A 13,598-nucleotide genomic window follows, 5' to 3' on the forward strand; every position below is an offset into this window, starting at 1 on the left:
AATTCATTTCGCCCACAGACCGGAATAGACCATGCCCAAAATCAGCTATCAGACCGAACATCAGGGATCCCAACGACGCCCGCCCGCCTCCTCTGCCACGCGGGTATTGCTGGCCTGTGGCATCACCGCCGGCCCCCTATACCTTCTGGTCAGCTATGCCCAGGCGTTTCTTCGCCCGGGCTTCGACGCGGCACATAACGACCTCAGCGTCCTAGCCAACGGCGACCTAGGCTGGATGCAAACCACAAACCTGATCCTCACCGGCGCCCTAACCCTCCTGACCGCCGTCGGATTCCGTCGCGCACTCAACCCCGGACGAGGAGCCACCTGGGGGCCGGTTCTCGTCGGAATCTACGGTGCCGGATTAGTGGGTGCGGGGATTTTCACCGCCGATCCCATGAACGGATTCCCTCAAGGCGCACCTCCCGGACCCCCTATCTCCGGGTCCCTCCACGGGTTTCTTCACTTCGTTACCGCAGGGATTGGCTTTGCCGCCTTCATCGCTGCCTGCTGCGTTATGGCCCGCCGGTTCTACACATCCGAAAACCGGAGGCTCGGAGCATTCTCCCTTGCTACCGGAATCCTCTTTCTCGCCGCCTTCGTCGGCATTGCCAGCGGGTCAACGTCAGCCGTCATCGTTCTTAGCTTCACAGCAGCCGTAGTCCTCGCTTGGACCTGGCTGGCAATAACGGCCGCCCACCTACGACGCAGCCAACCCCTGCCTCCCACCGTCCGCACCAGCTGAGCGAGCCAACCACTAAAAAGCACGATCAACAGCAATTTGACGACTATAGGAGCATCGGCGGCGCTATCTGGCTCGTGGTGGGCGCTGCTGTCTTCTCCTACTACAAATTCACCGGCCGGACGCCGGACTTGTCGGACGGCAGCAGCGATGATCCAGAGCTCGTCATGAGCGGAAAGGAATCCCAGCCGTGACCGTAACCGCTGATCATTTCCTCGACAAATCCAACGGGAAATTCTCTTTCTCCGCACACGAGGAGCCCGCGCTTCGGATCGCTCCAGGGACCGGCGAGCGGATCGCCTTCGAGACGAACGACGCCGTGTACGCGGAATTGCACGAGCATCACGACCTGGACCAACTTTCCGTGGGCATCAACCCGGTCACGGGACCGGTTTTCGTGGACGGAGCCGAGCCTGGCGATGCCCTGGTCGTCACGATTCACGAGATCCTGCTCAAAGAATTCGGCTGGTCCGTTAGCCTGCCGGGAACGGGAGCGCTGCGCCACGTGATGGGCGAGGAGATGTTCACCCGCCGGATCCCTATCGATGCAGACGGCGTGCACGTGACCGACCGCCACATCTTCGATGCCCAGCCCATGATCGGCTGTATCGGCACGGCACCGGCCGAGGGGGAGAATTCAACTGTCATGCCGAGCTTCGCGGGGGGCGGCAATATGGACCTGACTGGCTGCCGGCCGGGCTCGAAGGTCTACCTTCCCGTCATGGTGGAGGGCGCTTACCTCTCTATCGGAGATATTCATGCCCTGATGGCGGAGGGGGAGTCTTCCTTCGTGGCAATTGAGGCTGAGGGAACAGCCGTCGTGAGCATCGAACTCGCCAAGGCGATGAATCTTCGGGCGCCCAGAATTGAAACCGGCGAGCACTGGATCTTCGTTGGCCTAGGGGACCCTGTGCAGGAAAGCATCACCCGCGGCTACGAGGATATGTTCCACTTCCTCGTCCAAGACCATGGCTGGCAACGGGAAGACGCTTACGCCGTTCTGAGCGCCGTCGGGGACTCCCGGCTAGGCGGTCCGACCGGGTCCTCGACACCGGATCCGCTCCATCCTTTCAGTCCGGTGGGAGCAGTCACCGTCCACCGCCTGCCCAAGAGTGTGCTGAAAGCCCATTCCTGAGTCCAAACCCCGAGAGGCTGAGCCCGGCGCGATACCGCGGCGGGCTCAGCCTCTTAGTCGAAGGGCCGGCGCGGACGACGGCGGCAGGTGCCGGCCGCCGTCGTCGTCCGCGTCCCGGAGTGCCTAGCGGCCGAAGAGCTTGGCGAAGAAGCCGGTCTTGGGCTCGTCTGCGTGGCCCTTGCAGCGGTCGGCGCTCTTGACGCCGCGCATGACCTGGTCCACGTGCTGGCCGCAGCCGGCCCACGTGGTCTTGCCGCACTTCTTGCATGCAACCTGTCGGCACATCTGGTGTCTCCCTTTGTCGGTATGGGTCTACCCCTCCACTATACCCCGGGGGGTATGTTGCGCAAGTTCATGGAACACCATTCCGCCCAAGGGCGTTAGTTTCCTACAGTGGGACCCGTCGACGGGACGCACGCACTGACTTCAGACCGTACCGAGAGGATCGCTTCATGGCATACATCAAGGTTGGAACCGAGAACAGCACCGACGTCGAGCTCTACTACGAGGACCACGGCGCCGGGCAGCCGGTGGTCCTGATCCACGGCTACCCGCTGGACGGCTCGTCCTGGGAGAAACAGACCGCCGCGCTCCTGGCCGCCGGCTACCGCGTGATCACCTACGACCGGCGCGGCTTCGGCCAGTCCAGCAAGCCCACCGACGGCTACGACTACGACACCTTCGCCGCCGACCTGAACACCCTGATGACCGGCTTGGACCTCAACGACGCCGTGCTGGTGGGCTTCTCGATGGGCACCGGCGAAGTGGGCCGCTACCTCGGCAGCTACGGCTCGGCGCGCGTGGCCAAGGCCGTCTTCCTCGGCTCACTGGAACCATACGTGCTGCAGACCGAGGACAACCCCGACGGCGTCCCGCAGTCCGTGTTCGACGGCCTGATGGAAGCGGTCACGGCCGACCGCTACGCCTTCTTCACCGACTTCTTCAAGAACTTCTACAACAGCGACACCTTCCTGGGCACACCGCGGCTCAGCGAGGAAGTCATGCGGGCTGGCTGGAACCTCGCCACTGCGGGCGGCCCGACGGCGTCCGCTGCCGCGCAGCCCACCTGGCTCACCGACTTCCGCGGCGACATCCCCAAGATCGACGTCCCGGCCCTGATCGTCCACGGCACCGCGGACCGGATCCTGCCGATCGACGTCACCGGCCGCCGCTTCACCAAGGCCCTGCCGGACGCGGAGTACGTGGAGATCGACGGCGCCCCGCACGGGATGCTCTGGACCCACGCCGCCGAGGTCAACAAGGTGCTGCTGGGGTTCCTGGCCAAGTAGGCCGCAGCGGCGGTTTCCGCGCCGGTTCAGGACGGGCGCACCTCGGGTCCGGGGTGCGCCCGTCCGCGTCCGTAGCGGTTTTCCGGAAGCGTCGGAGGGGCTGGCGCATGCGGGTCCACAGGCGCACGATTAACGTACCGGGAATGCCCTGGCGCAGACCCCCGGCCGACGCCCTATTTAGCACGGGCGAGCTAATCGAAACTGGACGGACGTGCCACCGCGACTGCGGTGCCACCGCGGCGTGATCGTGACGGGCACACGCCGTCCGACCCTCTTGAACCGCATCCTCCAGTAGGAGCACCAAAGAAATGTCCATCACCACATCACCAACCACGTCCCACCCCCGGGCGGCCAAGTTCACCTTGGTCTCGGCCATCACCCTGGGGCTCATCGGCGGCCCCGTCGCCTTGGCCGCACCGGCTGACGCGTCGACCCGCCAGGGTGGCTGCACCGTCGACCCGTTGAGGCCCACCGACCGCAGCCACTGGGTCGATTTCCGCATCAAGGTGGACTGCCGGGACAACAGGACCGTGCAGATAAGGCAGTTGCGCTATGAAGACGAGCGCGGCCGCAGGCACGACGATTTCCTGGGCGGCTCAACGTTCTGGGAGTCCTTCAACCGGCGCCACGAGTCGACGACCGTCCACAGCTACCGCTTCGTCCCTGACCGCCGCGGCGAGGAAAAGGTTTACCAGCTCGTCTCGTTCCGCGTCCGCGTGGGCAACCACTGGTCCAACTGGACCCGTTGGGAGAAGAGCGAGGTGGCAACGCTCCGGCACTGAACGTCTTCCACGAAAGTGCCATTACACCGGAAAGCCAAGGGGTTCCCTTGGCTTTCCGGTGTGCTGCGCGCTAGACCTCGTCGTCCCACCCGCCGGCGCCGACGGCGTCTTCCGGCTTGTCGTCCGACGTCGGGTCGCCGGACCCGATGTACGCCGCGGGCACCGTTCCGGCGGCCTGGGTCTGCTGTTCCTCGCGGATGTTGCCGGCGCGGCCCGGCTCGGTGTGGCCCGGCTCGGCGTGCGGCTGGCGGGCCTCGACGTCGTCGGAGTCGCCCTGCTGCTGGCGCTCCTTCGCGGCCTCGGGGTCGCCGGGACCGCGCAGGCCGGCGGGGTCGTTGCTTGGCTCATTCGGATCACTCATTGCACTGCCTTTCATCCGCGGATGGACTTCTCCCACACTAACTTGGAGCCTTACCGGGCGGCGCCGGACGCGATCAGTTCTTCCAGCCCGCGCTTGAACCCGGACCGGCCGCCGTGGGCGGGATGCCTGATTTTCGGCACGTCCAGCCCGCTGCGCTGCAGGCTGCGGTGCGCCACGTTGCCGACGGCCACCACCGTCTCGATCGCAAATTCCTGCTTCAGCGCCTGCCAAAAGGGGGTTCCCAGCGCCGCTTCGGACGCCGTGGGGGTGCGGTTGGACAGGGGCCGCCCGGGCACGTGGGTGTGCCACGGGCAGGCGCTCCAGAGCAGCGGAAGGAACTCCAGCTCGGCCAGCACCTCCCACATCACCGTCGCGGTCGGCTCGGCGGCAATGCCCGCAGCGTCCGGCGGCAGAACGTAGCCCTTGCCCGGTCCGAACAGGCCAAAAGCGTTGGCTGGCCCCTCCAAAATGGGGCGGTTGGTGAACGGAACCCCGGTGATCCGCATGCCCCTGAAACCCGGGGCCTCCCCCACCAGCAGCACCTTGGGCGAACGGTCCCGCAGTTCCTGCAGGTAGATCGCCAGATTGCGCCGGCGCTGCTCATTCGCGGGCTCGCTGTGGTCGAAAAAGTTGGCGCACCCCGGCCCGGTTTCCACGGACGCGAGCCGGTGCACAAAGTCCTCGATGGAGGGTGCAATCATTCCGGACCTGCCCTCCTGGCGGCTCGTGGGTCACCCAGGCTATCCGCGGAACTTCCGCACGGGCGCCGGCGCCGCCCTAGCATGGGGACATGACGGACACGACCATCTTTACGGTGGGGCACTCCACTCACCCCATCGACGAATTCATCGGCATCCTCAAGGCCCACGGCATTAAGAAGCTGATCGACGTCCGCACCGTCCCGAAGTCGCGGCACAACCCGCAGTTCAACGCGGACGCACTCGCAGCGAGCGTGCGGGCCAACGGCATCACCTACCGGCGGATGGAATCCCTCGGCGGTTTGCGGCACACCAGCAAGGACAGTGCCAATGGCGCCTGGCGCAACGCCTCGTTCCGGGGCTACGCGGATTACATGCAGACCGAGGAGTTTTCCGCCGCCGTCGGCCAGCTGCTGGAGCACGGGCGGAGCAACGATGCGGCGATCATGTGCGCGGAAGCCGTCCCGTGGCGCTGCCACCGTTCGCTGATCGGTGACGCGCTCCTGGTCCGCAATGCCGAGGTGCTGGACATCATGAGTGAAAAGTCCGCCAAACCCCACACCCTGACCTCGTTCGCCCGCGTCGACGGCCACCGGGTCTGGTACCCGGCGGAGTGACAGCCGGGGCGCCAACCGGACCGCCCCCTACCAGCGCGGGTGGACGGATTCGCGGAAGTAGCGGTCGTAGATTTCGTGGACGCCGACGTCGAAAGTTGAGTCAATGCCGCTGACCGACGCCGCCTCCGCGTTCGCGCGGGCCTGCTCGACGTTCCGGGCCCCCGGGATCACCGTGCTGACGCCCTCCTGCGCCGCGATCCAGGCGAGGGCCGCCTGGGCGGTGCTGACGCCGTCGGGCACCAGTTCCTGGAACTCGGCCACCGCCTTGAGGCCCTCCCCGAAGTCCACGCCGGAGAAGGTCTCCCCCACGTCGAACGCCGCGCCGGCGCGGTTGTAGTTCCGGTGGTCGTCCGCCGCGAAGGACGTGTCCGCCGTGTACTTGCCGGAAAGCAGCCCCGAGGCGAGCGGCACGCGGGCGATGATGCCGACGCCGGCGGCCACCGCCGCGGGCAGCACCTCGTCCAGCGGCTTGAGCCGGAAGGCGTTGAGGATGATCTGCACGGTGGCGGTGCCGTCGTGGCGCATGGCCTCGAGGGCTTCGTCAGCCCGTTCCACGCTGACGCCGTAGTTCCGGATGGCACCCTCGGCCACCAGGGTGTCCAGCGCGTCGTACACCTCGGCGTTGCTGTAGACGGCGGTGGGCGGGCAGTGCAGCTGGACCAGGTCGAGCTGCTCGACGCCGAGGTTCCGCCGGGACCGGTCCGTCCATTCGCGGAAGTTGGCGAGGTTGTAGTTTTCCGGCCGCTGCTCCATCCGGCGGCCCATTTTGGTGGCCACCGTGATATCCAGGCCGGGGTTGTCCGCCAGGAAGGCGCCGATGGCCTGCTCGCTGCGGCCGTCGCCGTAGACGTCGGCGGTGTCGAAGAACGTGACGCCGGCTTCCGCGGAGGCGGCCAGGATGGCCTGCGCCTGCGCCGGGTCCACGTTGCCCCAGTCCGCTCCGAGCTGCCAGGTGCCCAGCCCGATGATGGAAACGTTCCGACCGGTCTTGCCCAAGATTCTTTGTTCCATGATCCGACTATAGGGTGTTGCCTTGCTAGCCTGAGGCTGTGAAGTACGAGAGGCTGTGGATCGGAATGCTGGTTGGCGCTGCCCTCGGCTTTGCCATCGGCGTGGCCACGGCCGACAAGCCTTTTACCGGGCTCCTGATCGGGGTGGCCGTCGGGGCGCTGATCGGCCTGGCTGCCCGCAAGGACCCCACGAAGCGGTAGGGCCGCTCCTGCATCTGAAGGAACCCTCATGACCTTTTCGGTGAACTGCTCCATCATGCTCGCCGAGCTGCCGCTCCTGGAGCGCCCGGCCGCGGTGAAGGCTGCCGGTTTTGACGCCGTCGAGTTCTGGTGGCCGTTCGCCAGCTCCGTCCCGGGCGACGCCGAGCTCAGCCGCTTCGAGCACGCGATCACGGACGCGGGGGTCCAGCTGGTCGGCCTGAACTTCAACGCCGGCGACATGCCCGCCGGCGACCGCGGCCTGGTGTCCTGGCTGGGCCGGTCCGACGAGTTCCGGGACAACATCGATGTGGTGGCCGGCATCGGCGGACGGCTCGGCTGCACGTCCTTCAACGCTCTCTACGGCAACCGGCAGGCGAGGCACGCCCCCAAGGCCCAGGACGAACTGGCAGTCCGGAACCTGGCCGCGGCGGCCGCGGCGGTGGCCCGCATCGGCGGCACCGTGCTGCTTGAACCCGTCAGCGGCGCCCCGGACTACCCGCTCCGCACCGCCGACGACGCCCTCCGGGTCATCGCCAGGGTCAAGGAGGAAACCGGTGCCGGGAACATCAGGCTGCTCGCCGACTTCTATCACCTCTCGGTCAACGGTGACGACGTCGACGCCGTGATCGAAGCCCACGCCAAAGACTTTGGCCACATCCAGATCGCTGACGCCCCCGGCCGAGGAGCCCCCGGGACCGGTCAGTTGCCTCTGGCGGCATGGACCGCCCGCAGCCGCGAACTCGGTTACGCGGGCCGCATCGGCCTGGAATACCAGGCGCCCGCGGCCACGGCGTTCGACTGGGCCCGCCGGCAACCCGCGGCCCGCTGAGGGACCGACGTCGGGCAAGCCGGCACCGCGACGGCGCGCCGCCCTTAGCGCGTTCCGGCCCGCTTGCGCCGGTCCTTGCCGCCGCGGAGGTCGCGGTTGAGGCGGCGGTCGCCGTAATAGAGGATTCCCTCCCAGTTGACCTCTTCGGGCGTCTTGGGAACGATGCTGGGAGCCGCGGGGGCGGCCTGTTTTGGCTTGATGTAGAGCCAGTTGAGGACTCCGAGCCAGATGTCCACAACCGAGTTCCGCAGCCCGATGTAGGCGCGGATGGCGTACGCGGCCATAACGGCGTTGAAGGCAGCGAAGGCGGCATTGGTCCAGTTTTGCTGCATGGCATCGCGCCAGACCGTGAAGAGGGAGAACGCGACAATGGCGTACGGCGCCAAAACGTAGATCGCCGGGGCGGCCGTCCGGTCCTTGACCTTGGGGGTCCGCGCAAACGGGATCTTGTCACCCGTGACGGCCTGCTGCAGTGATTTCATGACGCCGGCGAGGTTCACCGGCATCAGCACCAGATTGAACCCGTAGATCCGGAAGATGTCGCTGAAGCGGTGGCCGGATTCACGCAGGTCGCTGCCCATGGCCAGGAAGTATGGCAGGGCCGCCGCAAAGACCAGCGGGCTCAGTAGCCTGCTGTCGTAGGGGTAAGCCAGCAGGAACAGCAGCCCGAAGCTCGCCCAGGTGATCGACGCCATGTAGTTGACGCGGAGCATGATTTCCCGGCTACGCATGGCCTGGTCGGTGCCCCGGCGGTGCCGGATCGTGTCCCAGAGTTTCGGCAGGATCAGGAGGCCGCCGTTGGCCCACCGACGACGCTGGACCACGAGGGAACCAAAATCCGGGGGCGTTGCGCTGTAGCTCAACCGTTCCGGATAGTTGACGAGTTCCCAGCCCTCGCGGCCCAGGTCCACACTCGATTCGGTGTCTTCGATCACGGTCCGGTCCTGGATATAGGTCCGCACTTCGAACCCGCCTTCGGCGGAGACTTCCACGATGTCTTCCAGCGCGACCTTGCGGATGACGGCGTTGGCGCCGACCCAGAACGTGGACCCGTACCGCGTCATGCCCTGGTGCTGGACGTGCTGGAGGTCGGTGGTGGCGCCGGCGACACGTTCGATCCGGGTGGGCGCGCCCCTGAAGGACGAATATGGCGTCTGGGTCACGGCCACCCGCTCGTTTCCGGGCGACTCCAGGAAGTGGACCAGGCGCAGGCAGTAGTCCCGCAGCAGCAGCGAATCGGCGTCCAGGGTCAGGACGTAGGTGCTGTCCTCGACGATGAGGTCATCGCCAGCCGGCACGGTGGACGGCCGGAGCACGGTGCCGTCGGCGGTGTGTTCGCTCCGCCAGCGGTGTCCCATCAGGCTCAAGTAAGCGTTCAGGTTCATGGCCTTGTTCGCCTCGTGCGACAGGCTGGCGTACTTCTTGCGCTCGAACGTGGAGACGCGGGCGTTGAAGATCCAGGTCAGCCGGGCGTACAACTCCCGCATGCGGGGCACCTCCGGCTCCGTGCCCTGCGCCTGTGCCGCGTGGAGGGCCGTCAGGACGAGCCGCAGTTCACGGGCGAGGCCCATGAGGACGAGGTCCACGAAGAACTCATCGACGTGGTCATCCACCCGTTCCGTCTCGGCCATGCCCTCGATCCAGTCCGCGGCGTACTCGTACTCAGCGATGAGCGCCGGCAGCCCGCCCGCGGCCTTGCCCTTGCTGGCGCGGAGGTTGAACGCGTCGCTCGCGGCGTTTAGGCGGCCGGCCGGCTCGTGGAGGGCCCGGTTAATACCGGCGGCGAGCTCCCGTGTCGCCTGCAGCCGCTCCTGGTCCTGCGGGTCCGCGGGGAACGGCGGGTCGTCGAGCAAGAGGACGACGGACAGGTCCGGGAATTCCTGCAGCGCGGCGGACCACAGCGTGGCCCGGACAACCTGCGGCTCCTCGGCATACGAGGGCACAAGCACGGTGACGGCCTTGTCGTAATCGACGAAATGGCGGTCCAGCTCGCCGCGGGGAACCCTGCGGTGCTCACGGAACCGGTTCAGCGCACCCTGCCGGGCCAGGAGGTACATCAGGGCAGAAAACGTCAGGAATGTTACGACGACGACATACGACACCGCTTCTGCCCGGAATCTGAATCCCGCCGTCGGGTCATTGACCAGCGCCCTGAGCACTGTGGTCACCACATAGCCGACCCAGGCCAGCACCGTAACAAGAATGCCGACCCTGCCGAGAATAATTTTCCGGCGCGAGGGTTCGGGGTGCACGATTGCCAACGGCTCCGAGCGCCGTTCCGCACCCCATTGGCGCTTACGGCTCTTTGCACTCTCGTCATCGGCCGTAATTTCATCCGGCCGCGAATTGGCCAAAAGGTTAGACATGCATCCCCATCCACGTCATGCGTGCCCCCAGCGGACACACAGGAGGTCATCCTCCCGTCAAATCGGGTCCTGACCTGCCCTTATACTAAGCGCACGACCCCTAACTATTTACCAGTGATCATCAGATGGCTGGAAAGTACTTCGATGGGCCGCGATCCACGCGGCCGGGGCAGTAAAAACGTTGACAAGTAGTGGGGTATACCTGTGTCGAACCGCTTTCCCGGGCGCCGCCTTTCCAAATTGCGGCTCGGAATTCTGCTGCTTGTTGTCGCTGCCCTTACGGGTGGCTCTATTTTGGGACTTCGCTCATTCCAGGACGCAAACGCGGCCTCCTCAATTCCTTCGGTCTTCTCCGGCTATGTGGATGTGACGGCCACGCCGCGGTACTCGTTTGAGTCCGCGGCCACTCCCGAGGCCAAGAGCGTGGTCCTGTCGTTCATTGTTTCTGACAAGGGTGACCCCTGCGCGCCGTCGTGGGGCGCCGCCTACAGCCTTACTGCGGCCGAAGCAGAGCTGGATCTGGATCGGCGGATCGCCCGGCTTCGGCAGTCCGGCGGAGCCGTGTCCATTTCCTTCGGCGGCGCCATCAACACCGAGCTGGCCGTTGGGTGCACCGATCCGGCCCGTCTCACCGGCGCCTACCGCGATGTTGTGGAGCGCTACGACGTGAGCTCCATCGACCTCGACATCGAGGGCACCGCCCTTGCCGACACAGCCTCAGTCGACCGCCGGGCCCAGGCCGTGGCGGCGCTCCAGGCGGACCGGAAGAAGATGGGAAAGACTCTCGATGTGTGGCTGACCCTCCCGGCCGATCCGGCCGGGCTGACCCAGACAGGGCGCGACGTCGTCGCACGGACGCTTCGCGCCGGCGTCGACGTCACCGGCGTCAACATCATGACCATGGACTTTGGCGGCAGCAAGCCGGCCGGCCAGTCCATGTATGACGCGTCCGCGTCCGCAGCGGAGGCGGCGCACGCCCAGCTGCAGACCCTGTACCGCGCGAACGGCCAGGACATCGGATCGGACACGGCCTGGCGCCGGCTCGGGATCACCCCGATGATCGGACAAAACGATGTTGCGGGAGAAGTCTTTACGCTCGACGACGCGTCCGCGCTCAACGCCTATGCCAAGTCCAAGGGCGTGGGCCGGGTGTCCATGTGGTCGCTCAACCGCGACCGTACCTGCGGGAGCAACTACCCGAACGTGGCTAAAGTCTCCGACAGCTGCAGCGGCATCAACCAGGGCGACGCGCTGTTCTCCACCGTCCTGGGTGCGGACGTGATCCCCACGGGTTTCGCCGCCGCCCAGACCGCGCCGCCGTCCGCCAGCCCCAGCCCCACCGTCACGGATGACCCCTCCACCAGCCCGTATCCGGTCTGGAACGAGTCGGCCCGCTACGTTGGTGGCGACCGGATCGTGTGGCACGGCAATGTCTACGAGGCCAAGTGGTGGACCCAGGGCGACAGCCCGGACAACCCCGTGGACCAGGGCGCCACGGTTCCCTGGAAACTCATCGGCCCCGTGCTTCCCGGCGACCGCCCCAGCCCTCGGACCACTGTCGCCGCCGGCACGTTCCCGGAATGGTCCTCGACGACGGTCTACAAACGCGGCTCGCGGATCCTGTTCGACGGCTACGCCTTCGAAGCCAAGTGGTGGACACAGTCGGACAGCCCTCAGGCCATGCTCGAAGGCGCGCCAGACTCGCCCTGGATGAAGCTGACACCAGCCCAAATCCAGTCCCCCGCGGCAAAGTAGCCGGGGTGGTCGGCCGGCGCGCAATGTCCGCGGCGGCCCAGCGGAATACCGGATCCGCCCGGAATGTTGTGCATCACAGACCAACTTCCAGCCGCCCTCCAAGCGAAGGACTCTCCCATGAGCCAGAACCTCACCGTCAAGCTTCAGCCCGGAACCCCGGCCCCCGATTTCACGCTGCCCGACGCCGAGGGCAAGCCGGTTTCCCTGGCCGACTACCGCGGCAAGAACGTCATCGTGTACTTCTACCCGCAGGCCGCCACCCCGGGCTGCACCACCGAGGCCTGCGATTTCCGCGACAGCCTGGCCTCCCTGCAGGGCTCCGGCTATGAAGTCCTGGGCATCTCCCCGGACGCTCCCGAGGCACTGGCGCACTTCACCGGCGACTTCGCCCTGACCTTCCCGCTGCTGGCCGACGAGGACCACGCCGTGGCCCTCGCCTACGGCGCCTGGGGCGAGAAACTGGTCCGCGGCGAGATCACCGAGGGCATCGTCCGCTCCACCGTCGTCCTCGATCCCGAGGGCAAGGTGAAGCTGGCGCAGTACCAGGTCAAGGCCGAGGGCCACGTCGCCGCGCTCAAGGACGAACTCGGCGTCTAGGAATTCCGCCGCGGCCCAGGAAATCCGCACCGGTTTCGGACAGGCGCGCACCTAATCCGGCCTGCCTGCGTCCGAAAGCGCAGCGAAAATCCGCAGCCACAGCCGGACTTGTCCACATCCGCCGTCGTGCCCGTTGCCGACGACCGGGCGGCCGGAGAGCATCGGGGCATGGAACTTCCCCGACTCATTCTCAGCAGCGACTCGGCACGGCTCGGCCGGGACGCGCGCGAGCTGTGCCGCCGGGCCGCGGCGGGCGAGCTGCGCCGCATCAGGCGGGGCGTCTACGTTCAGTCGGTGGCATGGGACGCGCTGCCGAGCTGGAACCGGTACACGCTCCTCATCCAGGCGGCCGCGTCGACGCTGCAAAGCCGTACCGTGTTCTGCCGGAAGTCCTCGGCCGCGCTGTGGGACCTTCCGGTGCTGGGGCGCCCCACGCTGGTGCATGCCTGCACGTCCGACGACGGCGGCGGCCGCTCGCGGGCGGGTGTCCGGCGGCATTACACCGATCCGCTGACCCTGCAGGTCGAAGAGCGCCGGGGGCTGCTGGTCACGGGGCGGCTCCGGACCGTCCTGGATCTGGCGGCGTTCGAGTCATTTGAACAGGCCGCCGCTGCGCTGGACCACGTGCTGCGTCCGCAGCCGGGGCTGCCCGCTCTGAGCAAGGAGGAGCTCGACGGCGGCATCGGAGCCGATTACAGCGCGGCAGCGGTGCGCAGAATCCGGGCCGCGATCGACTTCGCAGACCCGGCATCGGGATCACCCGGCGAATCGGTGAGCCGTGCCCTAATGTATCGGCTGGGCTTCGAGCCCCCTCGGCTGCAAACCCCCATCCGCGATGCCCGCGGACTGGCCGCCTACACGGACTTCGAATGGCCGGAGCAGGGGCTGTGCGGGGAATTCGACGGCCTGGTCAAGTACCAGAAAGCCGAATACCTGCAGGGACGGACCACCTCCGAAGTCGTCATCGACGAGAAGGCCCGCGAGGACCGGATACGCGCCACCGGCCGGCGGGTTATCCGTTGGACCTGGACCGAGATCTCCGGGCCGGCGAAATTCGCCGCGTTTCTCACTTCCCACGGGGTCCCGAGGCTGACCAAGCCGGCCTGCCGCCGGTGATGGCGCGCCGGCATCGGAAATCCGCGCCGGTTCCGGTCAGCCGCTCCCCGGATCCGGGGCGCACCAGTCCGAAACCGGCGCGGAAACGCCGCGGCCCAGG

Annotated in this window: 15 protein-coding genes; 10 read left to right on the forward strand and 5 right to left on the reverse strand. The window is 66.8% G+C overall.

The window, feature by feature from the left end; genetic code table 11:
- The first annotated feature begins 31 nt into the window (after window positions 1-31).
- Together AC1DBL_RS03860 and AC1DBL_RS03865 are read left to right on the forward strand one after the other, a co-directional pair.
- Complete coding sequence (locus AC1DBL_RS03860; protein WP_285242556.1) at window positions 32-745, forward strand: DUF998 domain-containing protein; 714 nt, start codon at window positions 32-34, stop codon at window positions 743-745.
- A 187-nt stretch (window positions 746-932) separates the two neighbouring features.
- Window positions 933-1,877, forward strand: coding sequence for an acetamidase/formamidase family protein (locus AC1DBL_RS03865; protein WP_476891942.1), 945 nt, complete (start codon window positions 933-935; stop codon window positions 1,875-1,877).
- A 123-nt stretch (window positions 1,878-2,000) separates the two neighbouring features.
- Here AC1DBL_RS03865 and AC1DBL_RS03870 read toward each other — a convergent pair whose 3' ends face one another.
- Window positions 2,001-2,162, reverse strand: coding sequence for a hypothetical protein (locus AC1DBL_RS03870; protein ID WP_175322402.1), 162 nt, complete (start codon window positions 2,160-2,162; stop codon window positions 2,001-2,003).
- Between the two features lie 167 nt (window positions 2,163-2,329).
- Here AC1DBL_RS03870 and AC1DBL_RS03875 point away from each other — a divergent pair, with 167 nt between their 5' ends.
- Together AC1DBL_RS03875 and AC1DBL_RS03880 are read left to right on the forward strand one after the other, a co-directional pair.
- Window positions 2,330-3,166: an alpha/beta fold hydrolase gene (locus tag AC1DBL_RS03875; protein WP_476916947.1), complete on the forward strand. Its 837-nt coding sequence runs from the start codon at window positions 2,330-2,332 to the stop codon at window positions 3,164-3,166.
- Between the two features lie 308 nt (window positions 3,167-3,474).
- The gene (locus AC1DBL_RS03880; RefSeq protein WP_476891940.1) at window positions 3,475-3,948 is read left to right on the forward strand and encodes a hypothetical protein; all 474 of its coding nucleotides are present in this window, start codon (window positions 3,475-3,477) and stop codon (window positions 3,946-3,948) included.
- 70 nt (window positions 3,949-4,018) lie between these two features.
- Here the strand turns inward: AC1DBL_RS03880 and AC1DBL_RS03885 are convergent, their stop codons facing one another.
- Window positions 4,019-4,309: a hypothetical protein gene (locus AC1DBL_RS03885; RefSeq protein WP_476891939.1), complete on the reverse strand. Its 291-nt coding sequence runs from the start codon at window positions 4,307-4,309 to the stop codon at window positions 4,019-4,021.
- A 50-nt stretch (window positions 4,310-4,359) separates the two neighbouring features.
- Window positions 4,360-5,010: a uracil-DNA glycosylase gene (locus tag AC1DBL_RS03890; protein WP_476891938.1), complete on the reverse strand. Its 651-nt coding sequence runs from the start codon at window positions 5,008-5,010 to the stop codon at window positions 4,360-4,362.
- Between the two features lie 89 nt (window positions 5,011-5,099).
- On the opposite strand from AC1DBL_RS03890, the gene AC1DBL_RS03895 reads away from it, so the two are divergent.
- Entirely contained in the window at window positions 5,100-5,624 is a 525-nt protein-coding gene (locus AC1DBL_RS03895; protein WP_476891937.1) for a DUF488 domain-containing protein, read from the forward strand.
- Between the two features lie 27 nt (window positions 5,625-5,651).
- Here AC1DBL_RS03895 and AC1DBL_RS03900 read toward each other — a convergent pair whose 3' ends face one another.
- Entirely contained in the window at window positions 5,652-6,635 is a 984-nt protein-coding gene (locus AC1DBL_RS03900) for an aldo/keto reductase (RefSeq protein ID WP_476891936.1), read from the reverse strand.
- A 38-nt stretch (window positions 6,636-6,673) separates the two neighbouring features.
- Between AC1DBL_RS03900 and AC1DBL_RS03905 the strand changes: the two genes are divergently transcribed.
- Window positions 6,674-6,835 (forward strand): hypothetical protein, encoded by a 162-nt coding sequence (locus tag AC1DBL_RS03905; protein WP_441416662.1) that lies wholly within the window; start codon window positions 6,674-6,676, stop codon window positions 6,833-6,835.
- A 28-nt stretch (window positions 6,836-6,863) separates the two neighbouring features.
- A complete protein-coding gene (locus tag AC1DBL_RS03910; RefSeq protein WP_476925502.1) occupies window positions 6,864-7,664 on the forward strand; it encodes a hydroxypyruvate isomerase family protein in 801 nt (266 codons plus the stop codon).
- 44 nt (window positions 7,665-7,708) lie between these two features.
- Here AC1DBL_RS03910 and AC1DBL_RS03915 read toward each other — a convergent pair whose 3' ends face one another.
- Window positions 7,709-10,030 (reverse strand): glycosyltransferase family 2 protein, encoded by a 2,322-nt coding sequence (locus AC1DBL_RS03915; RefSeq protein WP_476909251.1) that lies wholly within the window; start codon window positions 10,028-10,030, stop codon window positions 7,709-7,711.
- Between the two features lie 294 nt (window positions 10,031-10,324).
- Here AC1DBL_RS03915 and AC1DBL_RS03920 point away from each other — a divergent pair, with 294 nt between their 5' ends.
- The 3 genes from AC1DBL_RS03920 (at window position 10,325) to AC1DBL_RS03930 (ending at window position 13,498) form a co-directional block, all read left to right on the forward strand.
- Window positions 10,325-11,785, forward strand: a complete 1,461-nt coding sequence (locus AC1DBL_RS03920) for a chitinase (RefSeq protein ID WP_476909250.1) — start codon at window positions 10,325-10,327, stop codon at window positions 11,783-11,785.
- 117 nt (window positions 11,786-11,902) lie between these two features.
- The gene (gene bcp / locus AC1DBL_RS03925; RefSeq protein WP_175322394.1) at window positions 11,903-12,382 is read left to right on the forward strand and encodes a thioredoxin-dependent thiol peroxidase; all 480 of its coding nucleotides are present in this window, start codon (window positions 11,903-11,905) and stop codon (window positions 12,380-12,382) included.
- Between the two features lie 168 nt (window positions 12,383-12,550).
- The gene (locus AC1DBL_RS03930) at window positions 12,551-13,498 is read left to right on the forward strand and encodes a hypothetical protein (protein ID WP_476891934.1); all 948 of its coding nucleotides are present in this window, start codon (window positions 12,551-12,553) and stop codon (window positions 13,496-13,498) included.
- Window positions 13,499-13,598: the final 100 nt, after the last annotated feature.

It is taken from the genome of Arthrobacter sp. 10T44 (genome assembly GCF_056393885.1).

Coding starts and splice junctions, on each gene's coding strand:
- AC1DBL_RS03895 (WP_476891937.1), top strand. CDS start 5,100: ATGACGGACACGACCATCTTTACGGTGGGGCACTCCACTCACCCCATC.
- AC1DBL_RS03870 (WP_175322402.1), bottom strand. CDS start 2,162: ATGTGCCGACAGGTTGCATGCAAGAAGTGCGGCAAGACCACGTGGGCC.
- AC1DBL_RS03910 (WP_476925502.1), top strand. CDS start 6,864: ATGACCTTTTCGGTGAACTGCTCCATCATGCTCGCCGAGCTGCCGCTC.
- AC1DBL_RS03900 (WP_476891936.1), bottom strand. CDS start 6,635: ATGGAACAAAGAATCTTGGGCAAGACCGGTCGGAACGTTTCCATCATC.
- AC1DBL_RS03890 (WP_476891938.1), bottom strand. CDS start 5,010: ATGATTGCACCCTCCATCGAGGACTTTGTGCACCGGCTCGCGTCCGTG.
- AC1DBL_RS03880 (WP_476891940.1), top strand. CDS start 3,475: ATGTCCATCACCACATCACCAACCACGTCCCACCCCCGGGCGGCCAAG.
- AC1DBL_RS03915 (WP_476909251.1), bottom strand. CDS start 10,030: ATGTCTAACCTTTTGGCCAATTCGCGGCCGGATGAAATTACGGCCGAT.
- AC1DBL_RS03875 (WP_476916947.1), top strand. CDS start 2,330: ATGGCATACATCAAGGTTGGAACCGAGAACAGCACCGACGTCGAGCTC.
- AC1DBL_RS03860 (WP_285242556.1), top strand. CDS start 32: ATGCCCAAAATCAGCTATCAGACCGAACATCAGGGATCCCAACGACGC.
- AC1DBL_RS03930 (WP_476891934.1), top strand. CDS start 12,551: ATGGAACTTCCCCGACTCATTCTCAGCAGCGACTCGGCACGGCTCGGC.
- AC1DBL_RS03885 (WP_476891939.1), bottom strand. CDS start 4,309: ATGAGTGATCCGAATGAGCCAAGCAACGACCCCGCCGGCCTGCGCGGT.
- bcp (WP_175322394.1), top strand. CDS start 11,903: ATGAGCCAGAACCTCACCGTCAAGCTTCAGCCCGGAACCCCGGCCCCC.